The following is a 26344-nucleotide window of genomic DNA, read 5'->3' as shown; positions in this document are numbered from 1 at the left end:
TGTCGAGGATATCCACCTCCGGGCGGGAGCCCGGAGGTGGAGCGCGTCAGATCTTGACGTTAGAGCGGATGTTCCAGCCGTACTTGATCGGGCCGCCTTCCTTGGTGCCGTCGGCTTTCTGCGGTTGGTAGTCGACCGTGACCTTGGCGAAGTTCAGGGTGATGTTCTCGATCAGGCGATCGTCGTTGCCCGAACCGCCGGTGCTCAGCGAGGAGATCAGCACCTCCTCGAGGTTGATGATCAGGTACTCGACCTGGGAATCACCGCCTGCCTTGCGCACGGTCAGGGTGACCTTGGGCACGTGCTTGCCGCTGGAGCAATGCATCATCAGGTTGGGGGTCGCCTTGTCGACGAACTTGGTCAGCGACAGATCCTGGATGCTCACCTTGCCCGCACCACCACCGGTGCCGGTGTGCATGTTGCCGGACTGGGACATGCCCCAGCTCCAGTTGAGCACTTCGATTTCGTCCTTGTGGGTCTTGTCCTGAGACTCGCCCTTGATGTCACCGATCTTGATGAAGATATCGACAGCCATGTTTTCTCCTGACGTGGCATGGGCCACTGCGTATATGTGGGGATGCCCCCGGTAATCTCACTCGTCTTGCGCATCCGCTGGATGTGCCGCGGGAGCGGCGCAAGCCGCGAAGACGCATTCGCGGCTGAAGCCGCTCCCACGGTTACAAGGCGGTTAGGCGCCCTTGGCCGACGGCAGCTTGGAAACCAGCCGCAGCGACACCGTCAGCCCTTCGAGCTGGTAGTGCGGGCGCAGGTAGAACTTCGAGTTGTAGTAACCCGGGTTGCCTTCCACTTCTTCCACCACCACTTCGGCGGCAGCGAGCGGGTGCTGTGCCTTGGTGGTCTCGGTGGAGTGCGCCGGGTCACCGTCGACGTACTTGAGAATCCAGTCCTGCAGCCACAGCTGCATCTCGTCGCGTTCCTTGAACGAGCCGATCTTGTCGCGAACGATGCACTTGAGGTAATGCGCAAAGCGGCAGGTGGCGAACAGGTACGGCAGGCGCGCGGCCAGGTTGGCGTTGGCGGTGGCGTCCGGGTCGTCGTACTCGGCCGGCTTCTGCAACGATTGCGCACCGATGAAGGCGGCGAAGTCGGTGTTCTTCTTGTGCAGCAGCGGCATGAAACCGTTCTTCGCCAGCTCGGCCTCGCGGCGGTCGGAGATGGCGATCTCGGTCGGGCACTTCATGTCCACGCCACCGTCGTCGGTGGGGAAGGTGTGCGCCGGCAGGTTAGGCACTTCACCGCCGGATTCCACGCCACGAATGCGCGAGCACCAGCCGTAGTGCTTGAACGAACGGTTGATGTTCACCGCCATGGCGTAGGCGGCGTTGGCCCAGGTGTACTTGTTGCTGTCGGCGCCGTCGGTGTTTTCTTCGAAGGCGAAGGCCTCCACCGGATCGGTCTTGGCGCCATACGGCAGACGGGCCAGGAAACGCGGCATGGTCAGGCCGATGTAGCGCGCGTCCTCGGACTCGCGCAACGAGCGCCAGCCGGCGTATTCCGGGGTGGTGAAGATCTTGGTCAGGTCGCGTGGGTTGGACAGCTCCTGCCAGGAGCCCATGCCCATCACGGTCGGAGACGCGGCGGCAATGAACGGCGCATGCATGGCCGCGCAGACCTTGGACAGCTCGCCGAGCAGCTCGACATCGGGCGGCGACTGGTCGAAGTAGTAGTCCCCGACCAGGCAGCCATAGGGCTCACCACCGAACTGGCCGTATTCCTCTTCGTACATCTTCTTGAAGATCGGGCTCTGATCCCAGGCCGTGCCCTTGAACTTCTTCAGGGTCTTGTGCAGCTCCGGCTTGGAGATGTTGAGCACGCGAATCTTCAGCTGCTCATCGCTTTCTGTGTTGTTGACCAGGTAGTGCAGGCCACGCCAGGCGCTTTCCACCTGCTGGAAATCGCTGTGGTGGATGATCTGGTTGACCTGGGCGGTGAGCTTGGCGTCGATGGCGGCAATGATCGACTCGATCGACTTGATCGCATCGTTGGAGATCAGATCGGTCTGCGCCAGGGCCTGCTCGGCCAGGGTACGCACGGCCGTTTCCACGGCTTCCTTGGCGCGCTCGGTCTTGGGTTTGAATTCCTGCATCAGCAGCGAAGCAAATTCGCTGGTCTGCTCGGTATTGGCCAGTGCGGCCTGGTCGTGTTGCAACTGTTCGCTCATGGTGGTCATCCGAATCAGGCCTGGGGCTCGTTGTCCTGGGGTTTCGGCGCGCTGGCCAGGGCCTGCAGCAATGCCGGGTCCTTGATCGCCTTCATGATCACGTCCTCGGCACCGGTCTTGCCGTCCATGTAGGTCAGCAGGTTGGCCAGCTGAGTGCGGGCCTCCAGCAGTTGGTTGAGGGCGTCTACCTGGCGCGCCACGGCGGCCGGGCTGAAGTCGTCCATGCTCTGGAAGGTCATGTCGATGCTGAGGTTGCCTTCGCCGGTCAGTTCGTTAGGAACGTTGAAGGCCACACGCGGCTTCATCGCCTTGAGGCGCGAGTCAAAGTTGTCGACGTCGATTTCCAGGAACTTGCGATCGGCTACTGCCGGCAGCGGTTCGGCCGGCTTGCCGGCGAGGTCGGACATGACGCCCATGACGAAGGGCAGCTGGACCTTTTTCTCGGCGCCGTAGAGCTCGACGTCGTATTCGATCTGCACACGGGGCGCGCGGTTGCGCGCGATGAATTTCTGAGAACTGCTGTTCGCCATGGTTTCTCTCCTGGTCGCCTGACGCGACGCGGCGTGTCGGCCACCGGCCGTCTACGGTAAAGCGTGATCCCGCATACCTGGGCCGGTCGGCCTAGTACTCGTCGGGGCCGCGCAGGTTTTCGAACTGGCTCATGCCATCGGGTATCAGGTTGCGCACAATGGTCGCGAAGTCGGCGTTGACCAGGCTGCGAGCCCGGTTGAGCAGCACCGGCAGCGGGCTGGAAGGCTCGTGGCGGGCGTAATAGGTGAGGATTCGTTCCAGGCTTCTGAGCACGTCGTCGCGGTTGGCGATTTCGCCGCTGGCTCGCATTGCGGCAGGCGCCGACACCTGCGCCGCGGGCTGCTCGCCAGCGGCTGACGCGTCTATCGGATCGCTCTCTGCGCTTGCCACGGCAGAGCTGTCGCCCAGTACCTGCAAGGCCAGTTTGAGTGGTTGCTGCAGCGCAGACAGGTCCACGCCCTGAGCGGAACCGACCTGCTCGCTGACCAGACGCTCGATGGCGCTCAGGCTTTGCAGGGCACGGTTCAGAGCCTGGTGAGTGAGCTGTAGCGACTCGCTGTCAGCATCCTGCAAGGCGCCGCCGAGCTCTTCGATGCTAAGACTCTCGTCGCTGGCCACGTGCAGACCGGCGGCACTCAGTGCCGCCCGGGTGGTGATATTGCCGAACACCCGCGAACGCACCAGCACGGCATTGCGCAGCAAGCCGAGATTGGTTTCACAGGTCAGGCCGGAAAGAACGTTGATGCGTACGGTGGGGTCATTGTCGTCGTCGGCATCGAGCTGCGGGTGAATCTCGGGCCAGTAGCGCGAGAGTAGCTCGAGGATCAGTTCGAGGCTGTCAGCCAGACCTTCGATACCGCGCAAAGCCAGGCGGCTCTGCAGCAGATAGTGAGTAATGCGCAGATCCTTGCTGCGTTGCAGAAGGACGTGGCAGGCCTGCTCCAGCTGGCGCCATTCGGGCGGCTCGGCGGCCTGAATGGCATCACCCATGCTGCGCTCGGGGCGCCCCAGCGCATCGCGCTCAAGCTGGAGAAAGTCGCTGTCGTATTCCAGATCTTCACCACAGGGCGAAGTATCGGAAATAGCGGCGAGCAACAACGAAATCTCCACGTTTTCGATCTCCTTATCGATTTGAACTGTGTCACAAAAGTGCAGTCGCTTCATCCTAGCTAGCACTTTGCCAGTCGCTGATTAATACCAACTGGCCACTACACAATCTCGATGACGTCGTGCATTCTTCAACTTAAAAATATATAAAGTCAAGGTAGAATCCGCGCACCAAGAACCTTTGTGAACGACCCCAAAGTTTCGGTAACTTGTGCGTTTGAGTGCATACTTGAACCACGAAATGGAAGGTAAGATCGCGTGTTTTCGCGATCCACAGCCCGCTTGATGGACCATTCTCGAAAGCTAGATGCGGCCCGAGAGCCGCATTAATCAAGGCTTTCACGATTTCGCGGGTGTCACGAAAGCCGGGCAGGGAGGCCACATGGCGCTGCGTTTGACCATCACCAGCTATCACAAGATCACCCCCGGTCAATGCCCCGAGAAAACCCTGGAATATGGCTCGATGGCAATTGGCCGCGCGCCCGATAATGACTGGGTTTTACCGGACCCGGCGCGCCTTGTTTCATCGAAACATTGCCTCGTACAAAATAAGGACGGCCGCTACTACATCACCGACAGCAGCACCAACGGTGTGGAGCTGGTCAAGGCCGGTGTGCGCATGCAACGTGGCAACAGTGAACTTCTTAATCACGGCGAAGTTATTCGTATCGGTGAATATGAAATTCAGGTAGCGCTGGAAAGTTCCATTGCCGAAGGCTCGGCACCATTTTCCACGGCCCCGTCTGGCAATAGTTTCGAGGCCCTGATGGCAGGCCATCAGGACGCTCCATCTGACCCGTTCAGCGCGTCGCCAAACCCCTTCGACGCTTCAGCCAGTGCTCATCTGCAGAGCGTCGCACCACACGAAACCCTGCCTGATCTGTTCGACTTTCTCGGCCCTAGCGCATCGGCACCGAAGCCCGTTGCCGACCACGTCCCGGCGCAGCAGCATGATTTTCGTCCTCCGGACGTCAAAGCCCCACCGCTGCCACAGACGCCAAGCGTCGAGCCAGGCCTGATCCCGGATGACTGGGACCTGCTCGATGGCCTCGTGCCCGCTGCACCAGCACCGACTGCACTGCCACCCGCGGATTTTGACCTGTCGCCGGAGCCGACCGAGCCGGTATCGCTGCCTCCTCCGACGCCCGCACCGACGCCTGCGTCTGCACCCAGTCAGCCAGTGACCGCTCAGCAGGAAGATGCGCTGCTGCAAGCCTTCCTCCGTGGCGCAGGGCTGGAGCGCCTGCAGCTGGATACCCAGCATGCCGCCGCGCAGATGGAAAACATCGGCCGAAGCTATCGCCTGATGGTCGACGGACTGATCGACGTGCTGCGCGCGCGCAGCAGCCTCAAGGGCGAGTTTCGCCTGCAACAGACCATGGTCCAGCCAGTACAGAACAACCCGCTGAAGTTTGCGCCCAATGCCGAGGAGGCCCTGCTTCTGCTGCTGCGGGGCGGCAATTCGGCGTTCATGCCGGCCGACCAGGCCGTACAGGACGGTTTCGAGGATCTACGCGCCCATCAGTTGGCGGTCATGGCAGGCGTGCAGGCGGCCATCCGCCACTTGCTCGCGCGCTTCGAGCCGCAGGCACTGGAAGCGCGCATGGGCAAGGGTGGCGGGCTGGCCAGCCTGCTCCCGGGCTCACGCCAGGCGCAGTGCTGGCAGCAATTCGTGGAGCTCTACGCGACCCTGTCGCGCGAAGCCGAAGACGATTTTCAGGACCTGTTCGGCCGCGAGTTCGGCCGGGCCTATGAGCAACATATCGCCCGTCAACGACGCCCTTAGGGGCGTGGGCAAGGATGAACAACGTGCGAAAACGAACACTTCGGCCCGTTCTGCTGGGCCTTATGCTGACGGGGCTGACCAGCGGCTGCAGCAAGGACGCAATGGAAGAGGCCAGCCCTGCGCACGGGTCGACCACGGTCGTCCTGCAACTGCGGGCTGACGATGAGCTCAACCCCACCACTGACGGATACAGCGCGCCCGTGCGCGTGCGGCTGCTGGAACTGCGCAGTGCGGCGACCTTCAGTCGCACGGATTACTTCAGCCTCGCCGAACGCGCCGAGGCAATGCTGGGCGGCGAACTGGTGGCGGAGGATGAGTGGTTGGTGCATCCCGGCCAGACCCGTGAACTGACCCGCAAGCTCGCCCCGTCTACCCGTCATCTCGGCCTGCTGGTCGGCTACCGCGAAATCGACCGGGCGCAGTGGCGCCTGGTGCTGGAGCCGAAGCAGGGCGCCCTCAGTCATTACCGCATCGACCTCGGGACCCACGCCGCCAGCGCGGCTCAACTCACCGCGCCGTCTCGTCTCGACTCTCGCTAACAGGAGCCCGTATGTCCTGGAACAACCGTGTGATCTGGTCCGAAGGCATGTTCATCGGCACCCAGCATTTCCAGCAGCACGACCGCTATCTGGAGGCACTGATCGATGCCCGCAGCCGCCCTCTGTCTGCGGCCGGCTGGGGCTTCGCCGACCTGCAACTCGATGTCGGCCTGCTGGCACAGGGCAAGCTGGCGATCATCAGCGCGCGTGGCCTGCTACCCGACGGTACGCCGTTCAACATCCCGCAGGACGACGTGGCGCCAGAACCGCTGGATATCGCCGACGACCTGCGCGACGGCGTGATCTACCTGGCGCTGCCGCTGCGCCGGGCGGGTGTGCGTGACACCGTGGAAGCGGGTGAAGCACTGGGCGGCGCCCGCTATCGTGGCCAGGTGCGCGAAGTGCGCGACGACAACGCAGCCTTCGAAAGCCGCGTGCCGGTGATGGTGGGTGAACGTGCGCTACGCCTGCTCAGCGCGGCCGACGGCCTGCAGGAATATGCCACCCTGGGCGTGGCGCGCGTTCGCGAAAAGCGCGCCGACCGTGCACTGGTGCTGGATGAGCAGTACATCCCGCCGCTGCTCGATGTGACGGCCAGTGCGCCACTGGCCGCGTTTCGTGGCGAGCTACTGGGGTTGCTGCATCAGCGCGGCGAAGCCCTGGCCGGACGCGTCGTGGCCTCCAGCGCCGGCGGCGCCTCGGAGATCGCCGATTTCATGCTGCTGCAGCTGGTCAACCGTGCCCAACCGCTGTTCGCTCACCTGGCCCAACTACAGCCCTTGCATCCCGAGCGTCTGTACAGCGAATTGCTGGCTCTGGCCGGAGAATTCGCCACCTTCTCCAGCGCCGGACGGCGCCCGTCGGAGTTTGCGCCGTATCTGCACGATGACCTGCAGACCAGTTTCACCCCGGTGATGCAGGCGCTGCGCGAAGCCCTGTCGATGCTGATCGACAGCAAGGCCGTGCCGATTCCCATCGTCGAGAAGGCCTACGGCGTGCACGTGGCCATGCTGGCCGACCGCAGCCTGCTGGACAACGCCAGTTTCATCCTGGTGGTACGCGCCGACATGCCCGCCGAAACCCTGCGCGGACGCTTCGGCCAACAGAGCAAGATCGGCTCGGTCGAGCACATTCGTGACCTGGTCAACCTGCAGTTGCCGGGCATCAACCTGCTGCCGCTACCGGTGGCGCCGAGACAGATTCCGTTCCACGCCGGTTCGACCTACTACGAACTCGACCGTGGCAGCGAACACTGGAAGCAACTGGCGCAATCCGGTGGCTTCGCTTTCCACGTGGCGGGTGAGTACCCCGGCCTGAACCTGGCCTTCTGGGCGATACGGGGTTAATCCATGACGGATCAAGACGACTGGCTGAACAAGCCACCGGCGCCACAACAGCCGAACAACGATCGCACGCAATTCATGCCACGCCCGGGTGGCCGTGGACCGCAGCCAGCCAGCGAAGCGCCGGCCGCACCGCCCCTGCAAATGCCGGCCGCACCACTGCCGACGGGCCAGGCCCGCGGCATGAACCCACTGGAGCAGGCTGCTGGGCCATTGCTGAGCATGCTGACACGGCTGCGCAGCACCCTCGCCCATCCCGCGCCAGCCAGCCTGCGTGCGCAGCTGTTGGGCTACCTGCGCCAGTTCGAGCAACGTGCCGAGGCCGCCGGCGTGCCGCGCAACGAAGTGCTGCTGGCACGCTACGCGCTGTGCACCGCTCTCGATGAGGCGGTGCTGAGCACCCCCTGGGGCAGCACCAGCGAATGGGGCAAGCAAAGCCTGCTGATCACCGTGCACAACGAGGCATGGGGTGGCGAGAAGGTGTTCCAGCTGCTCGAACACTGCCTGCAAAGCCCACGCGAACGGCTCGACCTGCTCGAACTGTTGTACCTGTGCACCAGCCTCGGCTTCGAGGGCCGCTATCGGGTCATGCACGATGGGCGCAGCCAGCTGGAGGCGCTGCGCGAGCGCACTGCGGCGACCCTGCGCAGCGTTCGCGGCGAGCGCGAGCACGAGCTGTCACCCCACTGGCGCGGCGTCAGCGTGGCACCGGACCGACTGTCGCGACTGCTGCCGCCCTGGGTAGGGCTGGCCGTGGCGCTGGCACTGCTACTGGTGTTGCTGTTGGTGCTGCGGATGAAACTGACGTCCGACGCCGAGCCGGTGTTCCGACAGATTCACGCCCTGGGCGAGGTGCCGGTGCAGAGCATCGAGCCGGCTGTGGTCAAACCGCGAGTAATCGAACGCCCGCGCCTGGCCACCTTCCTCGCCGACGACATTCGCGCCAACCGCGTGGCGGTCGAGGATGGCGTCGATCGCTCGGTGGTGACCATCCGTGGCGATGAGCTATTCAGCTCCGGCAGCGCCAGCATCCGCGACGACTTCCAGCCATTGCTGCTGCGCATCGCCGAGGCGGTCGCCAAGGTCAAGGGCCAGGTGCGCATCACCGGGCACAGCGACAACCAGCCGATTGCGACATTGCGTTTCCCCTCCAACTGGGCGCTTTCTCGCGCACGTGCCGAGGAGGTGCTGCAGATTCTCGCGGCGCGCACTGGCCAGGCCCAGCGCTTCAGCGCCGAAGGCCTGAGCGACACCGAACCGCTGGCGTCCAATGCCACGGCCGAAGGACGGGCGAAGAATCGCCGGGTAGAAATCACCGTACTGGCGGAGGGTGTGGAGTGAAGGCGCTGTTCGGATTCATCACCCGCTGGGTCATCCCTGTACTCGGGCTGATTGCCCTGAGCCTGATCATCTGGTTCATCGGCCCACTGCTCAGCGCGCTACAGCCAGCCTGGACGCGTTGGACACTGATCATCGTACTGTTCGCCCTGTGGCTGGGCTGGCGTCTGTTCTGTGCGCTGCGCGAGCGCCAGCAGGAGCGCAAGGTGCTCGACAGCCTGGCCGCGCAAACGCCGCCGGACGCCGCCAGCGTGGCCACCGCCGAGGAGCTGGCGACCCTGCGCCAGCGCATGGACGAAGCCCTGGCGCTGCTGAAGAAAGCGCGCCTGGGTGGCGATGAGCGGCGCAACCTGTACCAGCTGCCTTGGTACGTGATCATCGGCCCGCCGGGTTCCGGCAAGACCACCGCACTGGTCAACTCCGGGCTGAACTTCCCGCTCGCGGCGCAGCTGGGTGCCGGCGCCATTCGAGGTGTGGGCGGCACACGCAATTGCGATTGGTGGTTCACCGACGAGGCGGTGTTGCTCGATACCGCCGGGCGCTACACCACCCAGGACAGCCATGCCCAGGTGGACAAGGCCGCCTGGCTCGGCTTTCTCGATCTGCTCAAGACCCAGCGCGCGAGCCGCCCCATCGACGGTGCCTTCATCGCCATCAGCCTGTCCGACCTGTTGCAGAGCAGTGACAGTGAGCGCGCCGCGCACGTGGCGGCGATCCGCTCACGGGTGCAGGAGCTGTATAGCCAGCTCGGCGTGCGCTTCCCGGTCTACGTCATGCTCACCAAGTGCGACCTGGTGCCGGGCTTCATGGAGTTCTTCGACGACCTCAGCCGCGAGGAGCGTGCCCAGGTCTGGGGCTTTACCTTCGCCTTGGACGACGGCAAGAGCGTTGGCGGCCCGCTGGAACAGTTCGATAACGAGTTCGTCGCCCTCGAACAGCGTCTCAACCAGCGCCTGGTCGAGCGCCTGCAGCGCGAGCGCGACCCGGCCCGACGCGACCTGATCTACGGCTTCCCGCAGCAGTTCGCGGCGATCAAGGGCCTGCTCGGCGAATTTCTCAACGGTGTGTTCAAGCCCAACGCCTACTCGGAGCGCACCTTGCTGCGCGGTGTGTACTTCACCAGCGGCACTCAGGAAGGTAGCCCGATCGACCGTCTGATCGGCGCCATGGCGCAGAGCATGAACCTCGACCGCCAGCACCTGGCGCGACAGAGCGGCAGTGGCCGCAGCTATTTTCTGCAGCACCTGTTCAGCCGCGTGGCATTCGCCGAGCGCGGCCTGGTCGGTGTCGACCAGAAGGTCGAGCGTCGCCGTCGCTGGATTGCCATCGGTTCGCTGGCAGCCAGCGTGGCTCTGGTATTGGTGGTGAGCACGCTGTGGCTACTGAGCTACAACGCCAACCGCGACTACATTGCTCAGGTCGGTGCGCGCATCGCGCCGCTGGAGCAGCAGGTACGCAGCCTCAGCCCGGCGCAACGCGACGTGCTGGCGGTGTTGCCGCTACTCACCGCCGTGCGCAACCTGGCTGGCGATGCGCCGGACTGGGCCGAAGGCTTCGGTCTGTATCAGGGCGACATGCTCGAAGAGCAGGCCGCCAGCGTCTATCGCCGTCTGCTGGTGGCCACCTTCGCCCCGCGCCTGGTCAGCCGAATCGAGGAGCAGCTGCGCAGTGGCGGAGGCTCCGACTACCTCTACGAAGGGCTCAAGGCCTACCTGATGTTCGGCGGTGGCGAGCAGTACGACGCCGAGTTCATCAAGGCCTGGGTCAGCCTGGACTGGGATCAGAGCCTGCCGCGCGACCTGCAGGACGAGCAGCGCCAGGCTCTCGATGGGCACCTGCAGGCGCTGTTCGCACGCCGTCCGCCGGATGCCCGCCTGGATCAGCGCCTGATCGACGAGCTGCGCATGCAGTTGCAGCGCCTGCCGCTGGCACAGCGCGTGTACGACCGGGTCAAGCGCCAGAAGCTGCCGGACGGGGTCAGTGACTTCCGCCTCAGCGAGGCAGCCGGACGCGACGCCGCACTGGTGTTCACGCGCAAGAGCGGCAAGGCACTGAGCGATCCGCTGAGCGGCTTGTTCACCCGTCGCGGCTACCGCGAAGCCTTCCTGCGCGCCAGCGTCGGCCAGGCCAGCGTCGTGGCGGAGGAACAATGGGTACTGGGCCGTCAGCTCGACAGTACCCAGGACGCCGTGAGCCTGGCCGCAGATGTTCGCCAGCTGTACCTGCGTGACTACGTGCAACAGTGGGACGCGCTGCTGACCGACCTCGACTTCGTGCCAATCACCAGCGTGGCTCAGGCCGCCGACGTGCTGCGGATCCTCTCGGGGCCTTCCTCACCGCTCAAGCAACTGCTGATCGCCGTAGCGCGGGAAACCGACCTGCAGCAGGCACCTGACTCCGCAGACGCGACCAAGGCGACCGACGAGGGCGTCGAGCAGCTCAAGCAAAAACTCGGCTCGTTGCTCGGCCAGACGCCGGCAGGCACCGCCGTGGCCGCGGTTACGCAGATCGACCCGGTCAGCTCGCACTTCGCCGAACTCAACAGCCTGGTCAGCCAGGATCCGTCGGCACCGATGGCCATCGATGGACTGCTGGCGGATCTCAACGAATTCTACGTGCAGCTCAGCAGCATGGTCGGCGCCAGCGGCGAGGCGCTGCTCGGCGAGGCGAAGAATCAGGCCAGCGCCGCCGCCGCGAGGGTCAATCTGACCGCCGCGCGGCAACCGCAGCTGGTTCAGGGGCTGGTCGCTTCGGTCGTCGCCGCCAGCACCAACAGCATGATGGGCGGGGTGCGCAATCAGCTCAACGCGGCCTGGCAAAGCGACGTCGTCAACGTCTGGCGGCAGTCGCTGAGCGGCCGCTATCCGATGGTACCGGGCAGCCAGCGCGATTCCACGCTGGACGATTTCGGCCAGTTCTTCGGCGTCGGCGGGGTGATGGACAGCTACTTCCGCAAGTACCTGCAGCCCTATGTCGACACCTCGGCACGCAACTGGCGCTGGCAGCCTGGCGCGGCGCAGAAGCTGGGCATATCCGCCGGCGTGCTGCAGACCTTCCAGCGAGCGGCGCTGATTCGCGACGAATTCTTCCGCAGCGGCGGCCTGCAGCCCAGCGTGCGCTTCGAGCTCAAGCCGGTGAGCATGAACGCCACCATCAGCCAGTCGCAGCTCGATCTCGATGGCCAGTTGATCGGCTTCGACCACGGCCCGAGCCGGCCCGTTGCGGTGCAATGGCCGAACCCCAACAGCATCGGCGTCGTACGCCTGACGGTGTCACCACCGGTCGAAGGCGGTCGCTCGGCGCTGACGCTGGAGGGCCCGTGGGCCTGGTTCCGCCTGCTCGATCAGTCCGAATTGATCGGTGGTGCCTCGCCGGATCGCTTCAACCTGCGGGTACGTCTGGATCGCTCCAGCGTCGCCTACGAACTGCGTGCCAGCAGTGCCTTCAATCCTTTCAAGAGTCGCGCAGTGGCCGGCTTCACCCTGCCGGAGCGGCTATGACGATGATGGGTTTTTACGGCAAGGTCGCCAGTCGCGGCGACTTCATCGAACGCAACCTGACGAAGGACTTCCAGCACAGCTGGGACACCTGGCTGTCGGCTGGTCTGCAGACCAGCCAGCACCAGCTCGGCGAAGGTTGGCTGGATGCCTATCTGACCAGCCCGCTGTGGCGCTTCGCGCTGGCTCCCGGCGTCTGCGGCAACGAAGCCATGGCCGGGGTGCTGATGCCGAGCATCGACCGCGTCGGCCGCTACTTTCCGCTGACGGTCGCCTGCCGTATTCCCGGCGGTCAACCGCTCAAGGCCTTGCAGGCCAGCGAAGCCTGGTTCGAGCGGATCGAGGATCTGCTGCTGAGCACCCTGGAAGAGGGTGCCCAGTTCGAGGCGTTCGAAGCCGCGGTACAAAGCCTGGAACCCCTGCCGGACACCGCACTGCCCACGTACGACGAGGCGCATGGCCTGCAGCATTGGCCGGTGATCGATGCGCCTGGGCGCCTGGCTGCGCTCGCCGCCCAGGCCTGCAGCGGTGCCAGCCTGTGGTGGGGACGCGGCTCGCAACGTATCGCTGCGGGGTTGAGACGTTGCCAGGGGTTGCCACCGACCGAGTCCTTCGCGGCCTATCTGCTGGGCTCGGAGGTCATCGCGCAATGACTGCACTGCATTATCAGTCTGCGGCCTACAGCCACGTTGGCCTGGTTCGCCAGATCAACGAAGACGCCTATCTGGAGCGTCCGGAGGCGGGCCTGTGGGTAGTGGCCGATGGCATGGGCGGGCATGCCGCCGGTGATTACGTCAGCAGCCTGATCGTCGACAGCCTGCGCAACATCAAGGCGAGCGACAGCCTGTGTGACTACGAGCATGTGCTGCGGCTCACCCTTAGCCAGGTCAATTCGGCCGTACGCGAGCAAACCCATCTGCGCGGCGTGACCATGATGGGTAGCACCGTGGTACTGATGGCCAGCCGAGGCGACCAGGGCCTGTGCCTGTGGGCCGGCGACAGCCGCCTGTATCGCCTGAGGGGCGGCGAGCTGCAGGCAGTTTCGCGGGACCACAGCTATGTGCAGGACCTGCAGGACAGTGGCCTGCTCAGCGAGGCCGAGGCCCGCCAGCACCCACGCGCCAACATCGTCACCCGCGCAGTGGGTGTGCAAGACCAGCTGGAGCTTTCCAGCAGCCTGTTCGACATCCTCCCCGGAGACACCTGGCTGCTGTGCAGCGACGGCCTTACGCGCACGGCCGAAGATCACGAGATCCGCGAGGTGCTGACGCACGCCGATCCCTATCAGGTGGTGCGCAGCCTGGTCCACCTGGGCCTGACCCGCGGCGCTCCCGACAACATCACCGCCATCGTCATCAAGGCAACCGAGACCGCCTCATGGACCTGAACATTCCCGGTTTCGACATCGACGGTGTGATTGGCGAAGGCGCCATGGCCACCGTCTACCTGGCGCTGCAGCGCTCCCTCGAGCGCAAGGTGGCGTTGAAGATCATGGCTCCGGCGCTGGCCGCCGATGCCTCGTTCTGCGAACGCTTCCTACGCGAGGGCAAGACCCTGGCGCGTCTGGCCCATCCGCACATCGTCACCGTGCACGACATCGGCAACGTCGGCGAACACTACTACATGGCCATGGAGTACCTGCCCAACGGTACCCTGCGTGAGCGCATCGCCGCCGGCCTGAGCCCCGAACAGGGCCTGCAGTACATCCGCCAGATCGCCTCGGCGCTGGGTTATGCCCATAGCCAGGGGCTGATCCATCGCGACGTGAAACCGGCCAATATCCTCTTCCGCGCCGACGGCACCGCCGTGCTGTCGGACTTCGGCATCGCCAAGTCACTCGACGACCGTACCCAGTTCACCCAGGTGGGCTTCGCCGTCGGCACACCCAACTACATGAGCCCCGAGCAGGCGCGCGGCCTGGATATCGATGGCCGCGCGGACCTCTATGCGCTGGGCGTGGTGCTCTACGAAATACTGGTCGGCGAGCTGCCTTACATGGGCACTGACGCACTGTCCACGGCGCTGGCCCATCTGACCCAGCCGCTGCCGGAGTTACCGATACAGCACAGTCGCTATCAGACGCTGTTGCAACGCCTGCTGGCGAAGAACCCCGATGAACGCTTCAGCAACGCCGCAGAGCTGCTGGCGGCGCTCGATGCCCAGCCCGCGCCGGACCCGGAGGCCACCCTGATCCGTCCTGTGGTCACTCAGCAGGCCACGCTGGGCGCGCCATCGGCCAGCGAACTGGGGGATCTGCAACCGGTATCCATCGACATTCCACGCAGCACACCGGCCCCCGCGCCGACCTTGACGCCTTCCCCGGCAGCCACTAGCGGTAACGCAGCGGCGCGACCGGCCACCAGCAACAGCAAACCACGTATGGCGCTGCTGGCGGTTGCCGTCGCTGCCGCGCTGGGTCTGGGCGGCGGCGCCTACTGGTGGCTCAGCCAGTCTGCCGCGCTGCAGGCCTCGGTCAGTACACCGCAAAGCGGCGCGCAGATTTCCCCAGACACCATTCCAGCCGCCGATACGGGCGAGGCGGGCGAACATCCGCTGCTCATGCCCGGTAAGCAGACGCTCTACCAGCGCGTATTGCTCAAGCCCGGGGCGCAACTGCTCAGTGCTCCGGGTGACAGCACTGGCACGGCATTGCCGGCCTTTTCGGTGCTCTACGTGTATGCCCGGCGCAACCAGGACGGGCAGGCCTGGTTGCAGGTCGGCGCAGCCAGCGATGGCCGGGTGCAGGGCTGGATCGCCGCCGAGCAGGCCAGCGACTGGAAACAGAGCCTGGTGCTGAAGTTCACCGAACGCTCCGGGCGGGCACCGGTAATGTTCATGCAGCGGGCCGGCGACGTGGAACAGCTGATCGACCGCACCAGCCAGGCTCGCGAACTGCTGCTGCAGGCGCAGAACGAGCCCGAGCAGGTGCCGCAGGTGGTGGCGCTGGAACCCACCGCCAGCGCGGTACCGCAGGACCAGTTCTACCTGATGCCGATCTTCGACTTCCGCGAGGCCTTCGACGCAGAAGGCCAGCCGGTGCAACTGCTCAACATCGCCTCGATCGACCCCGGCAGCGCTGCCCGCAGCTCCGAACAACAGCCGCCCGCCACCGCCCATGACGCAGGATTTCGCACCGGCATCGTGCTGGTGGTCGACACCTCGGTATCCATGCAGCCCTACATCGACCGTGTGCGCCAGGTGGTCAGCGAGCTGCAGAGCCAGCTGCAGGCCCGCGGCGAGCTGGATAACGTCAGCTTCGGCCTGGTCGGGTATCGCAACAGCACCGCGCGCACACCGGGCCTGAAGTACCTGAGCAAGACCCTGGTCAGCCTGCAGGAGGGCAGTGATCCACGGCGTTTCCTGCGCGCCGCCGAACAGGTGCAGGCAACCACGGTCTCCAGCCACTCGTTCAAAGAGGACGCCTTCGCCGGCGTCATGCAGGCGGTCGAGGGCATGGACTGGTCGGGTTATGGCGGGCGCCTGATCCTGCTGGTCAGCGATGCCGGCGCGCTGCGCAAGAACGACCCCTTCAGCAGCACCCTGATGAACGAGGCCGAGGTACGCCAGGCCGCGCTGAGCAAGCAGATCAAGATCTTCGCCCTGCACCTGCGCACCCCGGCCGGCAAAGCCAACCATGCCTCGGCCGAACAGCAGTATCGGGTGCTGACCGCCGACAGCAACCCGCAGATCGGCGACCTCTACGTCTCGGTACCGGGCGGCGATGTCGAAGCGTTCGGCGAGCGCGTGCGCGAGATCGGCTCGACCTTCGCCGAACTGGCCGCACAGGTCCGCGCCCAGCAAGCGCCCGTGCCGCCGCAGCTCGCCGATGGCGGCAGCCTGGCGGCCAAATCGCAGGCCATCGGTTACGCCATGCACATGGATTTTCTCGGCCGCCGCAGCGCCAGCCAGGCGCCGCAGCTGGTCAGTGCCTGGACTGCCGACCGCGACCTGAGCAACCCGAGCCTGCCGACGCTGCAGGTGTGCGTGATGCTGACCAAGCTGCAGCTCAACGACCTGCAGCAGTCGCTCAAGCTGATCGTCGACGCCGCGCGCAAGACCAAGACCTCACCGGCGGATTTCTTCAGCGAGATCGCCAGCGCCAGCGCCTACATGAGTCGCGACCCCGCTGCGTTACGCCAGGGCGCCAACCTGGCGCAGAGCGGCGTACTCGGCGAATACCTCGACGGACTGCCGTATCGCAGCAAGGCGCTGAGCATGACCCAGGACCTCTGGCTGTCGCTGTCGGTGGCTGAGCAGGAAGACTTCATCGACGAGCTGGAATCGAAGATTCGCCTCTACGAAACCTTCCATAACGACATGGCCAACTGGGTGCGCTTCGGTAACGCCGAGCCTGGCGACGCCCTGTACCGTGTACCGCTGTCGACACTGCCATGAAGATTCATCTGCAGCAGGTCCTCAAGCAGCGTGGTCAGGGCGCTCAGCGCTACAGCCTGGCCATCGAGCACCTGCTGCTGGAGCCTGGTGCGCGAGTCGCGCTGGTCGGCCCCAGTGGCTGCGGCAAGAGCACGCTGCTCGACCTGTTGGCCCTGGTGCTGGCACCGGATACCGCAGAGACCTTCGACCTGCAGCCGGCCAGCACCGCAACCGACATCGCCGGGCTGTGGCGACAGGGCCGGCAGAGCCAGTTGGCGCAGCTACGCAGCCAGCACCTGGGGTACGTGCTACAGACCGGCGGTTTGCTCGGTTTTCTCGATGTACGCAGCAACATCGCCTTGCCTCGACAGCTCCTGGGGATGCCGGACAACGGCCAGGTGCTGCGGCTGGCACAGGCCCTGGACGTGCAGGAGCAGCTGGACAAGTATCCGGCGCAGTTGTCGATCGGCCAGCGACAGCGCGTCAGTTGTGCGCGAGCGCTGGCTCACGGGCCACGCCTGCTGCTGGCTGACGAGCCAACGGCAGCACTGGACCCACTCAATGCCGAGCGGGTCATGCAGTTGCTGCTGAACCAGGCCGAGGCGACCGGTGCGACCTGCATCGTCGCGACTCATGACGAGGCACTGGCGCAGCATGCCGGCCTGAGCATCCTGCGCATGAGCTGCCAGCGTGACGCTGACGGCGGCGTCAGCGCTCACCTGGAACGGGCTGCCTGATGCGCCCGCTGCTGATCGCCGGCCTGGCCTGGCAGGACTACCGCCGCGAGGCGCGTCTGTCGGCGTGCAGCGTACTGGCGCTGGTGGCGGTGATCGCGCCGTTGCTGGTGCTGTTTGGCCTCAAGTACGGCCTGGTCGGCAGCCTCACCGAACGCCTGCAACGTGATCCCGCCGTGCGCGAAATCATCCCGCTGGGCGGCACTCGTCTGCAGGCAGAATTCATCGACGCACTGCAACAGCGTGAAGAGGTTGCCTTCGCCATCGCCCGCACCCGGCAGATCGCGGCTACCAGCGAGCTGCAGGCGCCAGCGGGCACCACGGTCAGCGTGGAGATGCTGCCGACCGCGGCCGGCGACCCGCTGCTGCAAGGCCTGCTGGTACCCCAGACACTGCAGCAAGTGGTACTCAGCCATACGGCCGCGGAGAAGCTTGGGGTCGCTGCCGGCAGCCAGATTCAAGCACGCTTCGCTCGCCAGCAAGGCGGCATTCTGCAGTGGCAGCAGACCTCCGTGCAGGTGCTGGCGGTGCTGCCATTGGCGGCGTTCGAGCGTGACGCGCTGTTCGCCCAGGCAGCGCTGCTGGAAGCCGTCGAGGATTACCGCGACGGCCTTGGGGTCGCCGCACTGGGCTGGCCAGGCGCGGCGGCCAGCCAGGCACCGCGGATCTACCCGGGTTTTCGTCTTTATGCACGCACGCTGGAAGACGTCGAGCCGCTGCGCCAGTACTTCGCCGCGCAACAGGTGCAAGTCGTTACCCAGGCGGCGCAAATCGCTCAGGTACAAGCGCTGAGCCGCAACCTCGACCTGCTGTTCTGGCTGATCACCGCCCTGGCCCTAGGCGGTGCGCTGGCGGCCACCGGCGCCGGAGCGCTGGCAGCCGTCGAGCGTAAGCAGCGCGAGCTGGCCGTACTGCGCCTGCTGGGCTTCGGCAGTGGTGCCCTGCTGCTGTTCGTGATCCTCCAGGCGCTGTACAGCGGCCTCTTCGCCAGCGTCTTGTCAGCCCTGCTGTACCGCCTGGCAGAGGGCGGCATCAACCACCTCTTCGTGCAGGTGCCGGGCGACTACGCCAGTCGTCTGCTGCCCGAACATTACCTGGTCGCCCTTGGCGCCGTTCTGCTGGCCAGTGCCTTTGCCGCTGCGCTGGGCGGGCGGCGCGCGGCCAGGATCGACCCCTCACAAGGAATTCGCGATGTCTGACAGTCGTTTCGCTGCTTCCGCCCTGATACTCGCCACACTCGCGCTGGCAGCCTGCTCGCCAGGCGACGACGAGCCGCCTGCGGCAAACAACGCCGCCGCACCCGCTCAGTCCCAGGCCCAGCCTTCTCGCACGCTGGACCCGGAGCAACTGGCGAAACTGGACAACCCCAAGCCGTTGCCCGGCGACGTCAGCCTGCCATTGCCCTGCGGCGGCGAGATGGTCTTTCGTCATGTCTACGTCCTCACCCAGGGTAGCCTGGACGACCGGGAAGTCAGCCTCGGCTATCCGTTCAGCGAAGGCGAAGCCGGCTACAAGCAGTCGTTCATTTCCGGCTACCGCCGCGACTTCATCAACGGACAGTTCAGCCTGCAGGACCTGGCACCAGAGTGGCAGAAGCAGATCGCTGCTCGCCTACCCAAGATCGACGTTGGCAGCCCGCTGAAACCGATGATGTATTTCATCGGCAAGTACGAAGTCACCGCTCACCAGTACGCCCAGGTCATGGCCCAGGCTCAGTCGCTGGCCAGCGGCGAGCCTGCCCCCGCTTGCGCACCGGCCACCGACATGAGTGGACGCCTGCCACAGGTGAAGCTGTCGCGTTTCGAAGCCGAGCGCTTCGCAGCGGTCTATAGCGCCTGGTTGCTGGCCAATCACCGGGAGCTGCTGCCTGTCAGTGGACGCGGCAAGAAGGCAGAGGAGGGCGGCACCGCCTTCGTCCGCCTGCCGACCGAGGTGGAGTGGGAGTTCGCTGCCCGCGGCGGCTCGGAAGTCAGCCGCCAGCAACTGGAAGCACGACTCTTCCCGCGCCCGGTCGAAGGTAGCGACGATGACGGTCCGCTGGGCAAATGGGCGGTCTTCAACCAGGTGGCAGGTGGCACCGGTCAGGCACCTCGCTTGATGCCAATCGGCACCAAGCAGAGCAATCCGCTGGGCCTGTTCGACGTGATCGGCAACGCCGCCGAGATGGTGCAGGAGTCCTTCCAGCTGGTCAGTGCCGGGCGCCGCCAGGGCACCTATGGCGGCTTCGTGGTCAAGGGCGGCAATTACCTGGAAGGCGAGGGCACGTTGTTTACCGGCATGCGCCGCGAGTATCCGCTGTTCGGCGCCGATGGCAGCGAACAACGTAATGAGACCACCGGTTTTCGCGTCGCCATCGGCGCACTGTCAGCGCCCCGCTCGCGTTATGACGAGCTTTTCAGCCAATGGCAGAAACAGGGGCGCCTGGCCGGTCTGACCGATGACATCGCCGCGGCCGATGATCCGACCCAACGCCTCGACAGCATCATCGCCAACGCCACCGACCCGCGCCTGCAGGCCGAGCTTGGCCTGGTCAACGAAGAGCTCAAACGCAACGTCTCGTTGATTGCACGCCAGCGCGAGGAGGCGGCCGGCAACCTGATCCAGTCGGCCGCGCTAGTGGCTGAAACCATCAACAACTACAACATCCGCCTGACCAACCTGCGTCAGAGCCAGCGTGAGGCCCAGCAGAAGAACGACACGGCCTCAGCACAGATCTTCGGTGCCGCCATCCGCAACGGCACCAGTGCGCTGAACGGGGCCGTAGCCATTTATATCGACAACATGGCCAGCGGCACCCGCTACACCAACGACGTCATCGAGGTGCAGTTTCAGCGCATCAAGGAGGAGCTTGCGCGCAAGCCAGTGATCGGTAACAGCCTGGTCAGTCGCGCCACCCTGTTCGTCAGCCATGTCGCCCAGTATCGCCGCCAGCAACGCGCCGATTCGGCCGAGATCCTCAAACAGTTACTGGAAACGCGGGCGGTCCAGCGACCATGAACCTCTTCGCGATAGCCCAGAAAAGTGAACGACCCAGATCAATCCACCACCAGCAGAGAGCCCTAGCTATGTCATCCACTGCACAAACCTCGCAACCCCGCAGCCGCGTACTGACCCTCGCCGCCATCGGTTTCACGTCGATGGCCGTACTGATCAGTGGCTGCTCCACCTCCGCCGTGAACCGTGTCGGCAAAAGCACCGAGGTGAACTACTACCCAAGCTGCTACCAGCCGGTTCAGCACCTGCGTGATACCGACTCCAACCTGACTCGCTCGGTAGCCACCGGCGCCGTACTCGGCGCAGTGGGCGGTGCACTGACCGGCGCACTGACTGCTGACAAGGAAGATCGCAAGCGCAATGCCGCCATCGGCGCCGCCGGCGGCGCCCTGGTCGGCGGCGCAGCTGCCTATTACACCACCAAGCAACAACAGATCAGCGACGACCGTCAGCGCATCGGTGCCTACTCGACCGATATCAATGCCAGCGCCACCACCTTCGACCGTAGCATCGCCTACGCCGAGGCTTCCCAGAGCTGCTACCAGAACGAGTTCAGCAACCTGCTGAAACAGCGCAAGTCCGGTGCGATCAATGAGCAGGAAGGTCGCAAGCGTCTGGCCGAAATCATCTCCGGTCTGAACGAGTCCAACGACCTGATCACCGCTGTCAACGGTAAGGCCGGCGAAGACCTGAGCAACTACACCCAGGCTTACGAGGCTGACCTGAAGAATGTCGGCGTCGAGCGCGCCGAAGTGACCACAGCGGCCAAGGCACCCGCCAAGAAGCCGGCCAAAGTGCCAGCCGAAGCAGTCAAGACCGAACAGGTTCTGCAGCAGGCCGAAGCCAAGAAAGCCAAGAGCCAGCAAGTGGCAACTGCCGGTGCCACCCAGGTCAACAGCATGTGCAACAACCCGGACATGGGCGATTGGGCACCGATTCCTTGCCCTGTCTGAGTCATTTCGGATGAGTAACTGACCGAGTGCTCCGCCGGTTCTCCTTCCAGGGCAGAACCGGCGGCCATCGGTACTTCGACCAAGGAGGGCCAATGTCCGACTACCTGATCGGGTTGAGAAACACCCCATCACAGGTCATGGCGCGGCAACGCATCGAGGCCATGATCGACCTGCGCAAACTCTATTTCGCCATCGATGCCGACCCGGCCATTTCCGGTGCCGGTGTGGTGTATATCGATTCCAATTTCAACGTGGTGACCCTGCGCGAGTTCACCCCGATCTGCAGCATCAAGCCCAAACGCATCATCATCCGTGAGGCGCCGCGCAATATCTCGCCGCAGCAGTTTGCCCAGCAGGTCCAGGGCAACCCGCGGGAATCGCGAGTAGTCGCAGAAAGCGTCAATACCACGCTGGCCTGCGCTGGGGCGGTCTTGGGTTGGATCGCGATTATCGGCGGATCGGCCATCGTGCCGTTCACCGGAGGTGCGAGCCTGGTGATTACCAGTCTCGGTGTCGCAGCAGCCTCGGCGAGTTCCTTGCAGTGCGTCGCCGGCGCAGCGAGGGTGTATACCGAAATCAAGGATCCAGAAGCTCTCGACAGGCTGGATAGCGAGGAGTGGTACCAGAATACCTCGAAGGCTCTGGATATCATTTCCCTGGGCGGTGTTGCCGGGAGTGGTGCAACGATTCTGCGCGTCATGAACATGCGTAGAGCCATGACCGGCCGCAGCTGGTATCAGAGCCTCAGTGGGCTCAGCCGACAGGAGCGCCGCCGCCTGACCAACGAGATCCTCGAAAATCGCAACCCGGCCCTCACTCCCGCGATGCGCAAGGCCCTGCAAAGCAGTGGTCAGCTTCCCAAACGCATGGCCACCACTGAGATTTCTTCGGCATTGGCAATCAACATCAAGGACGCCCTGGGCGCCGGTATCGGTTTGCTAGGGAGCTCTACGGTGCAGACCTATGCCATCGGCCTGTATGAGGAGCTGGACGAGTGAAACAGGGGCCGGATTTTCTGACGATACTGCGCCAACACTTTCTGATTTTCATCAGTGCGTTCTACCTGGCGCTATTTTCCCTGGCGATCAGCATGATCCTGTTGCTCGAGGTGTATCCACCTAGCCAGCAGCAGTATGGCGTCTACATGATGTCCTGCAGCGCCGGGATCGCGATCTACCTGTGCATGGCCAACCTGCTGATCATCCGCGGCCGCCCCTGGGCAGTGTGGCTGGTCGTCACGGCCATGGTGGCCTGCATGCTGGTGGCGCTCGGACACTGGGGTAGACGCGCTCCAGACGTGATGTACAGCATTGGCCTGATACTGCCCCTGGCTACTCTGCTGACGCTCAACAGCAAGCGCTACCGCGCCATGCTAGCGGCCATGGTGGAAGTGCGAGGGCAGCGCACGGCGTGGCGTCAGCGCTGCAGAAATCGCCGTTAGCAGGAACCTTGGAACATGACCAAGCCGCACCTCGTCGAGCGTCTCAAGCGGCTTCCACCTTATTGAGACTGTTGATCACAGCCACGATGCCATCGGCATCGGCATCACCGAAGGCGCCATCCAGCCCTTCGTGATGCAGTGCAGTAAAGGGCGGCTCGTAGAGCTGGCCCGGCTCGATGGTGCCGTGCTTGGTCAGGCGCTCGATGATCATTTCCACGAAGCGGATCTGCTGGCTGTTGTAGCGGCTGCCGTCGAGGAATTTGCCGAATGCCTGCAGCGCCGCGTTGCGATCCAGCCCCACCAGCGAGCGGATGAACAGCGGTAGCGGGCGCTCGTTGCCGAAGCACTCGACGAAACGCTCACGGCTTTCCACAGGCTCGGACTGATAGACGAAACGCTCCAGCTCGGCCAGGTCGCTCGCCGTAAGCGGCTTGTTGTGCTTGAGCTTGGCGATGGCCAGGTGATTTTCGTTGGCGCGGATATAGGCCTCGACCTTCTTGCGGTACTGCGCCAGGTTGATGCCCGTGCTGAAGTCATTGAGCACCACCTCGCTGGCCTCACCGATCTGGTCGGTAAGGAAGGTGTAGACCGGGTTGGATGTGCGCCGCTCAATGAGCTGGATCAGCCCACGCAGCCGGCGGCGTACCTGCTCGATCATCGGCAGGGTGATGTCCTGCCAGTATTCCTCTGTCTGCAGATCCTGGATCAACGCCAGCTCGGCGCGAATCGCCGGGATGCTCTCCATCAACTCCAACTGGCTGGCCAGCTCACGTACCCGGTCGCGGTAGACGACGAAATCGCCACTGGAGCGCAGCACGGCCAACTGCAAGTTGAGGCAGAGCAGGTCGAATAGCTTGGCGGTGATGTGCTCGGCTTCGCGTTCGCTGGGCAAACCCGCGACATGGGCGCGCAAATCGCCTAACGCTGCATCGTCGAGGTCGTTCCAGGCTGCTCGCTCGGCGAAACGCACCACATGCTCACGCTCGGTACGCACAATGAAGTTGTCCTGATTCATCGCCGCCACCTCGCCGTGCAGCTCCTCGGTCACCGCCTGGCGCAGGCTGCCCAGGCTGTCATAGCCGCCGATGGTTTCGGCGAGCCCCTCGGGCATGCGGGTGTCCTTGCCGGAGAGCAGCGACAGCAGTTCCAGCCGCGCCTTGAACAGACGCTTGCCGACCGGCTCGGCCATGCCGCCCAGTGCGCCTTTCGGGTGCTCGTTGAAGTACTCGAAGTTGGCGCAGAAATCGAAGATATAGAACTCACTCTTGTCCACGCCCGGTGCGAACAGGTTTTCGCACAGGCGCGTGCCACGGCCGATCATCTGCAGGAATTTGACCTTCGAGCGCACGGCCTTGAAGAACACCAGATTGAGCACCTGCGGCACGTCGATGCCGGTGTCGAGCATGTCCACCGAAATGGCGATCTGCGGCAGGCGGTTGTCCTTGGCGCCGAAGGCGTCGATCAGCGTCTGTACATAGGGTTCGCCATGCACGATGACACGGGCAAACTCGCCCTTGTACTGCGGGTAGTGATGATCGAAACGGCGGGCGATGAACTTGGCGTGCTCCTTGTTCACCGCGAAGATGATGGTCTTGCCGATCAGCTCGCCGCCATCGACCTTCAGCCCGTGTTGCATCAGGTGCTGCAGCATCAGGTCGACGGTGTGTTCGTTGAATAGCTGCTTGTTCACCTCCGAGGCCAGCACCTCGGCAGGCGCTTCGCCTTCCTCGTCGGCGCGGTCGCCCCAGTCCAGGGATTCCCAGTGCTCCTTCTCGGCATCGCTCAACTCGTCGTAGCGAATGCCCTCGCGGACGAACTTGATCGGTACCGAATGCGCCTTGGGCGGCACCAGATAACCGGCGGCCACGGCCTCGTCGAGGCTGTAGGCATCGGTGGGCACGCCGGTTTCCAGGCCGAACAGGTGATAGGTGTCGCGATCCACCTCATCGCGTGGCGTTGCGGTCAGGCCCACCAGGTAGCTGTCGAAGTAGCGAAAGATCGCCCCGTACTTCTGATACACGCTGCGGTGTGCCTCGTCGATGATCACCAGGTCGAAGTGGCCGATGCCATAACGGCGCTGCTCGCCGTCCATCTCATTGATCAGGCCCATCATGGTCGGGTAGGTGGACAGGTAGACGCGGCCTTGGCCGTTCTTCTCGGTCACCAGATTGACCGGATTGGAGTCGGGCAAGTGCTCCTTGAAGGCGCTCACCGCCTGATTGACCAGCGCCACCCGGTCGGCGAGAAACAGCACTCGCTTGACCCAGTTGGCGCGCATCAGCAACTCCACCAGAGCGATGGCGGTGCGCGTCTTGCCGGTGCCGGTGGCCATGGTCAGCAGACCGGCGCGGCGACCGCTAGCCAGTGCTTCGGCCATGGCGCGGATGGCGCGCTGCTGATAGGGGCGCCCGACGATATTCGCGTTGATCGGCAGGCTGCGTATATCGCCTTGCAACTGCCGACGCTGCACGGCCAGTTCAAGCTCGGCGCGGGTATAGAAGCCCTGCACTTCGCGTGGCGGCGCACGGCGGTCATCCCATAGCCAGGTGTGGTTACCGTTGGTGTAGAAGATCAGCGGGCGCTGGCCCTTCTCGGCTTCCAGGCAATCGGCATAGAGCTTGGCCTGCTGGCGGCCGATATCCGGGTCTTTCAGGCTGCTCTTGGCCTCCACCACCGCCAGCGGCTTGCCGTCCGCGCCCCACAGCACATAGTCGGCGAAACCTTCATTGGCCTTGTTGGGCATGCCCTTGAGCGGCACTTCGCTGGACAGATTCTTGCCATCTTCCCAGCCCGCTTCACGCAACAGCACATCGATAAAGAAGCGGCGCGTATCGGCTTCGTCGTAATCGTGAGTATCCGGCACGGCGATATTGGCAGCCTTGGCCTTGGCCAGTTCGGCACGCGCTGCCGCCAGATCAGCATTGACCTGCGCCAACAAGGCTTCACGCTCGGCGAGGGTGGCGGCCTGCTCGGCGATGGCCGCTTCGCGTTTTTCCAGCGCGGCATGCTGCTCGGTGATCTGCTGCTGGAACCTGGCCTCCTGCTTCTTCAACTCCTCGCGGGTGAAGGTGGCTGCATCGCTGCTGCTGACCAGTTGCGGTACGCGCTTGTCATCGAAGCTGGCGACGATGGCCTTGGGATCGCTGGCGCGGGTGTAGGTGCGCGCGAGCCAGAACAGTACATGGAACAACTCACGCAGCAGCTTCATCGAGTCGCTGAAGCCAATCGCACCGCTGCCATGCACCGCCTGGTTGCCGGCCTTCTGGATCAGGCGCATCTTCTGCAACACCTGCGGCGGCGGCAGATCCTCGAAGTCGCGGTTGCTCAGCAGCGCGTTGAGGCTGCGGTCATAAGGCATGCGCAGATCGCGGTCATGCTCGTACAACCAATGCACTGCCTGCTCCAGCGCATGGCGGGTACGCATGCAGCAGGCACGCGGGTCGGAATACACCAGTTGCTCGGCGCCCTGGGCAGGTTCGAGAAGGGCTTTGAACTCCGGCGCGAGAAACTGGAAGTTACTCATGG

The 26344-nt window shown here is 64.4% G+C and carries 19 protein-coding genes; 14 read left to right on the top strand and 5 right to left on the bottom strand.

Annotated features, from left to right (window positions below; translation table 11 throughout):
* Window positions 1-46 precede the first annotated feature (46 nt).
* The 4 genes from PCLY_RS08405 to tssA form a co-directional block, all read right to left on the bottom strand.
* Window positions 47-535 carry an Hcp family type VI secretion system effector gene (locus PCLY_RS08405; protein WP_061238833.1) on the bottom strand — a complete coding sequence of 163 codons (489 nt, stop codon included), beginning with the start codon at window positions 533-535 and terminating at the stop codon, window positions 47-49.
* Window positions 536-688: 153 nt separating this feature from the next.
* Complete coding sequence (gene tssC / locus PCLY_RS08400) at window positions 689-2182, bottom strand: type VI secretion system contractile sheath large subunit (protein ID WP_061238998.1); 1494 nt, start codon at window positions 2180-2182, stop codon at window positions 689-691.
* 14 nt (window positions 2183-2196) lie between these two features.
* Entirely contained in the window at window positions 2197-2712 is a 516-nt protein-coding gene (gene tssB, locus PCLY_RS08395; protein ID WP_061238832.1) for a type VI secretion system contractile sheath small subunit, read from the bottom strand.
* Window positions 2713-2803: 91 nt separating this feature from the next.
* Entirely contained in the window at window positions 2804-3823 is a 1020-nt protein-coding gene (gene tssA, locus PCLY_RS08390) for a type VI secretion system protein TssA (RefSeq protein WP_061238831.1), read from the bottom strand.
* Between the two features lie 379 nt (window positions 3824-4202).
* On the opposite strand from tssA, the gene tagH reads away from it, so the two are divergent.
* The 14 genes from tagH to PCLY_RS08320 all read left to right on the top strand — a co-directional run bounded on the left by tagH (window position 4203) and on the right by PCLY_RS08320 (window position 22819).
* Window positions 4203-5606, top strand: coding sequence for a type VI secretion system-associated FHA domain protein TagH (gene tagH, locus PCLY_RS08385; RefSeq protein ID WP_061238830.1), 1404 nt, complete (start codon window positions 4203-4205; stop codon window positions 5604-5606).
* Between the two features lie 14 nt (window positions 5607-5620).
* Window positions 5621-6145 (top strand): type VI secretion system lipoprotein TssJ, encoded by a 525-nt coding sequence (gene tssJ / locus PCLY_RS08380; RefSeq protein ID WP_061238829.1) that lies wholly within the window; start codon window positions 5621-5623, stop codon window positions 6143-6145.
* Window positions 6146-6156: 11 nt separating this feature from the next.
* Complete coding sequence (gene tssK, locus PCLY_RS08375) at window positions 6157-7491, top strand: type VI secretion system baseplate subunit TssK (protein ID WP_061238828.1); 1335 nt, start codon at window positions 6157-6159, stop codon at window positions 7489-7491.
* 3 nt (window positions 7492-7494) lie between these two features.
* Entirely contained in the window at window positions 7495-8829 is a 1335-nt protein-coding gene (locus tag PCLY_RS08370; RefSeq protein ID WP_061238827.1) for a DotU family type VI secretion system protein, read from the top strand.
* Window positions 8826-12326 carry a type VI secretion system membrane subunit TssM gene (gene tssM, locus PCLY_RS08365; protein WP_061238826.1) on the top strand — a complete coding sequence of 1167 codons (3501 nt, stop codon included), beginning with the start codon at window positions 8826-8828 and terminating at the stop codon, window positions 12324-12326. Before PCLY_RS08370 ends, tssM begins: the two co-directional genes overlap by 4 nt.
* Entirely contained in the window at window positions 12323-12976 is a 654-nt protein-coding gene (tagF, locus tag PCLY_RS08360; RefSeq protein WP_061238825.1) for a type VI secretion system-associated protein TagF, read from the top strand. The genes tssM and tagF overlap by 4 nt, the downstream gene beginning before the upstream one ends.
* Window positions 12973-13710: a PP2C family protein-serine/threonine phosphatase gene (locus PCLY_RS08355; RefSeq protein WP_061238824.1), complete on the top strand. Its 738-nt coding sequence runs from the start codon at window positions 12973-12975 to the stop codon at window positions 13708-13710. Before tagF ends, PCLY_RS08355 begins: the two co-directional genes overlap by 4 nt.
* Window positions 13701-16718 (top strand): serine/threonine-protein kinase, encoded by a 3018-nt coding sequence (locus PCLY_RS08350; RefSeq protein ID WP_061238823.1) that lies wholly within the window; start codon window positions 13701-13703, stop codon window positions 16716-16718. The genes PCLY_RS08355 and PCLY_RS08350 overlap by 10 nt, the downstream gene beginning before the upstream one ends.
* Window positions 16715-17434 carry an ABC transporter ATP-binding protein gene (locus tag PCLY_RS08345; protein WP_061238822.1) on the top strand — a complete coding sequence of 240 codons (720 nt, stop codon included), beginning with the start codon at window positions 16715-16717 and terminating at the stop codon, window positions 17432-17434. The genes PCLY_RS08350 and PCLY_RS08345 overlap by 4 nt, the downstream gene beginning before the upstream one ends.
* Window positions 17434-18630 (top strand): FtsX-like permease family protein, encoded by a 1197-nt coding sequence (locus PCLY_RS08340; protein ID WP_061238821.1) that lies wholly within the window; start codon window positions 17434-17436, stop codon window positions 18628-18630. Before PCLY_RS08345 ends, PCLY_RS08340 begins: the two co-directional genes overlap by 1 nt.
* Window positions 18623-20428: a formylglycine-generating enzyme family protein gene (locus tag PCLY_RS08335; protein WP_156458574.1), complete on the top strand. Its 1806-nt coding sequence runs from the start codon at window positions 18623-18625 to the stop codon at window positions 20426-20428. The genes PCLY_RS08340 and PCLY_RS08335 overlap by 8 nt, the downstream gene beginning before the upstream one ends.
* A 68-nt stretch (window positions 20429-20496) precedes the next feature.
* Entirely contained in the window at window positions 20497-21378 is an 882-nt protein-coding gene (gene tagQ, locus PCLY_RS08330; protein ID WP_061238820.1) for a type VI secretion system-associated lipoprotein TagQ, read from the top strand.
* A 92-nt stretch (window positions 21379-21470) separates the two neighbouring features.
* On the top strand, window positions 21471-22376 hold the full coding sequence (locus tag PCLY_RS08325) for a hypothetical protein (protein WP_061238819.1): 906 nt from the start codon (window positions 21471-21473) through the stop codon (window positions 22374-22376).
* Window positions 22373-22819, top strand: coding sequence for a hypothetical protein (locus tag PCLY_RS08320; protein WP_061238818.1), 447 nt, complete (start codon window positions 22373-22375; stop codon window positions 22817-22819). Before PCLY_RS08325 ends, PCLY_RS08320 begins: the two co-directional genes overlap by 4 nt.
* A 43-nt stretch (window positions 22820-22862) precedes the next feature.
* On the opposite strand, the gene PCLY_RS08315 is transcribed toward PCLY_RS08320, so the two are convergent.
* Window positions 22863-26342 (bottom strand): DEAD/DEAH box helicase family protein, encoded by a 3480-nt coding sequence (locus tag PCLY_RS08315; RefSeq protein ID WP_061238817.1) that lies wholly within the window; start codon window positions 26340-26342, stop codon window positions 22863-22865.
* Window positions 26343-26344 lie beyond the last annotated feature (2 nt).

Origin of the sequence: Ectopseudomonas composti (assembly GCF_001567565.1) — a bacterium.
Classification (GTDB): Bacteria; Pseudomonadota; Gammaproteobacteria; order Pseudomonadales; family Pseudomonadaceae; genus Aquipseudomonas; species Aquipseudomonas composti_A.
Note: the sequence above shows the minus strand (reverse complement) of the source record. Positions and strands in the feature narration are given on the sequence as shown.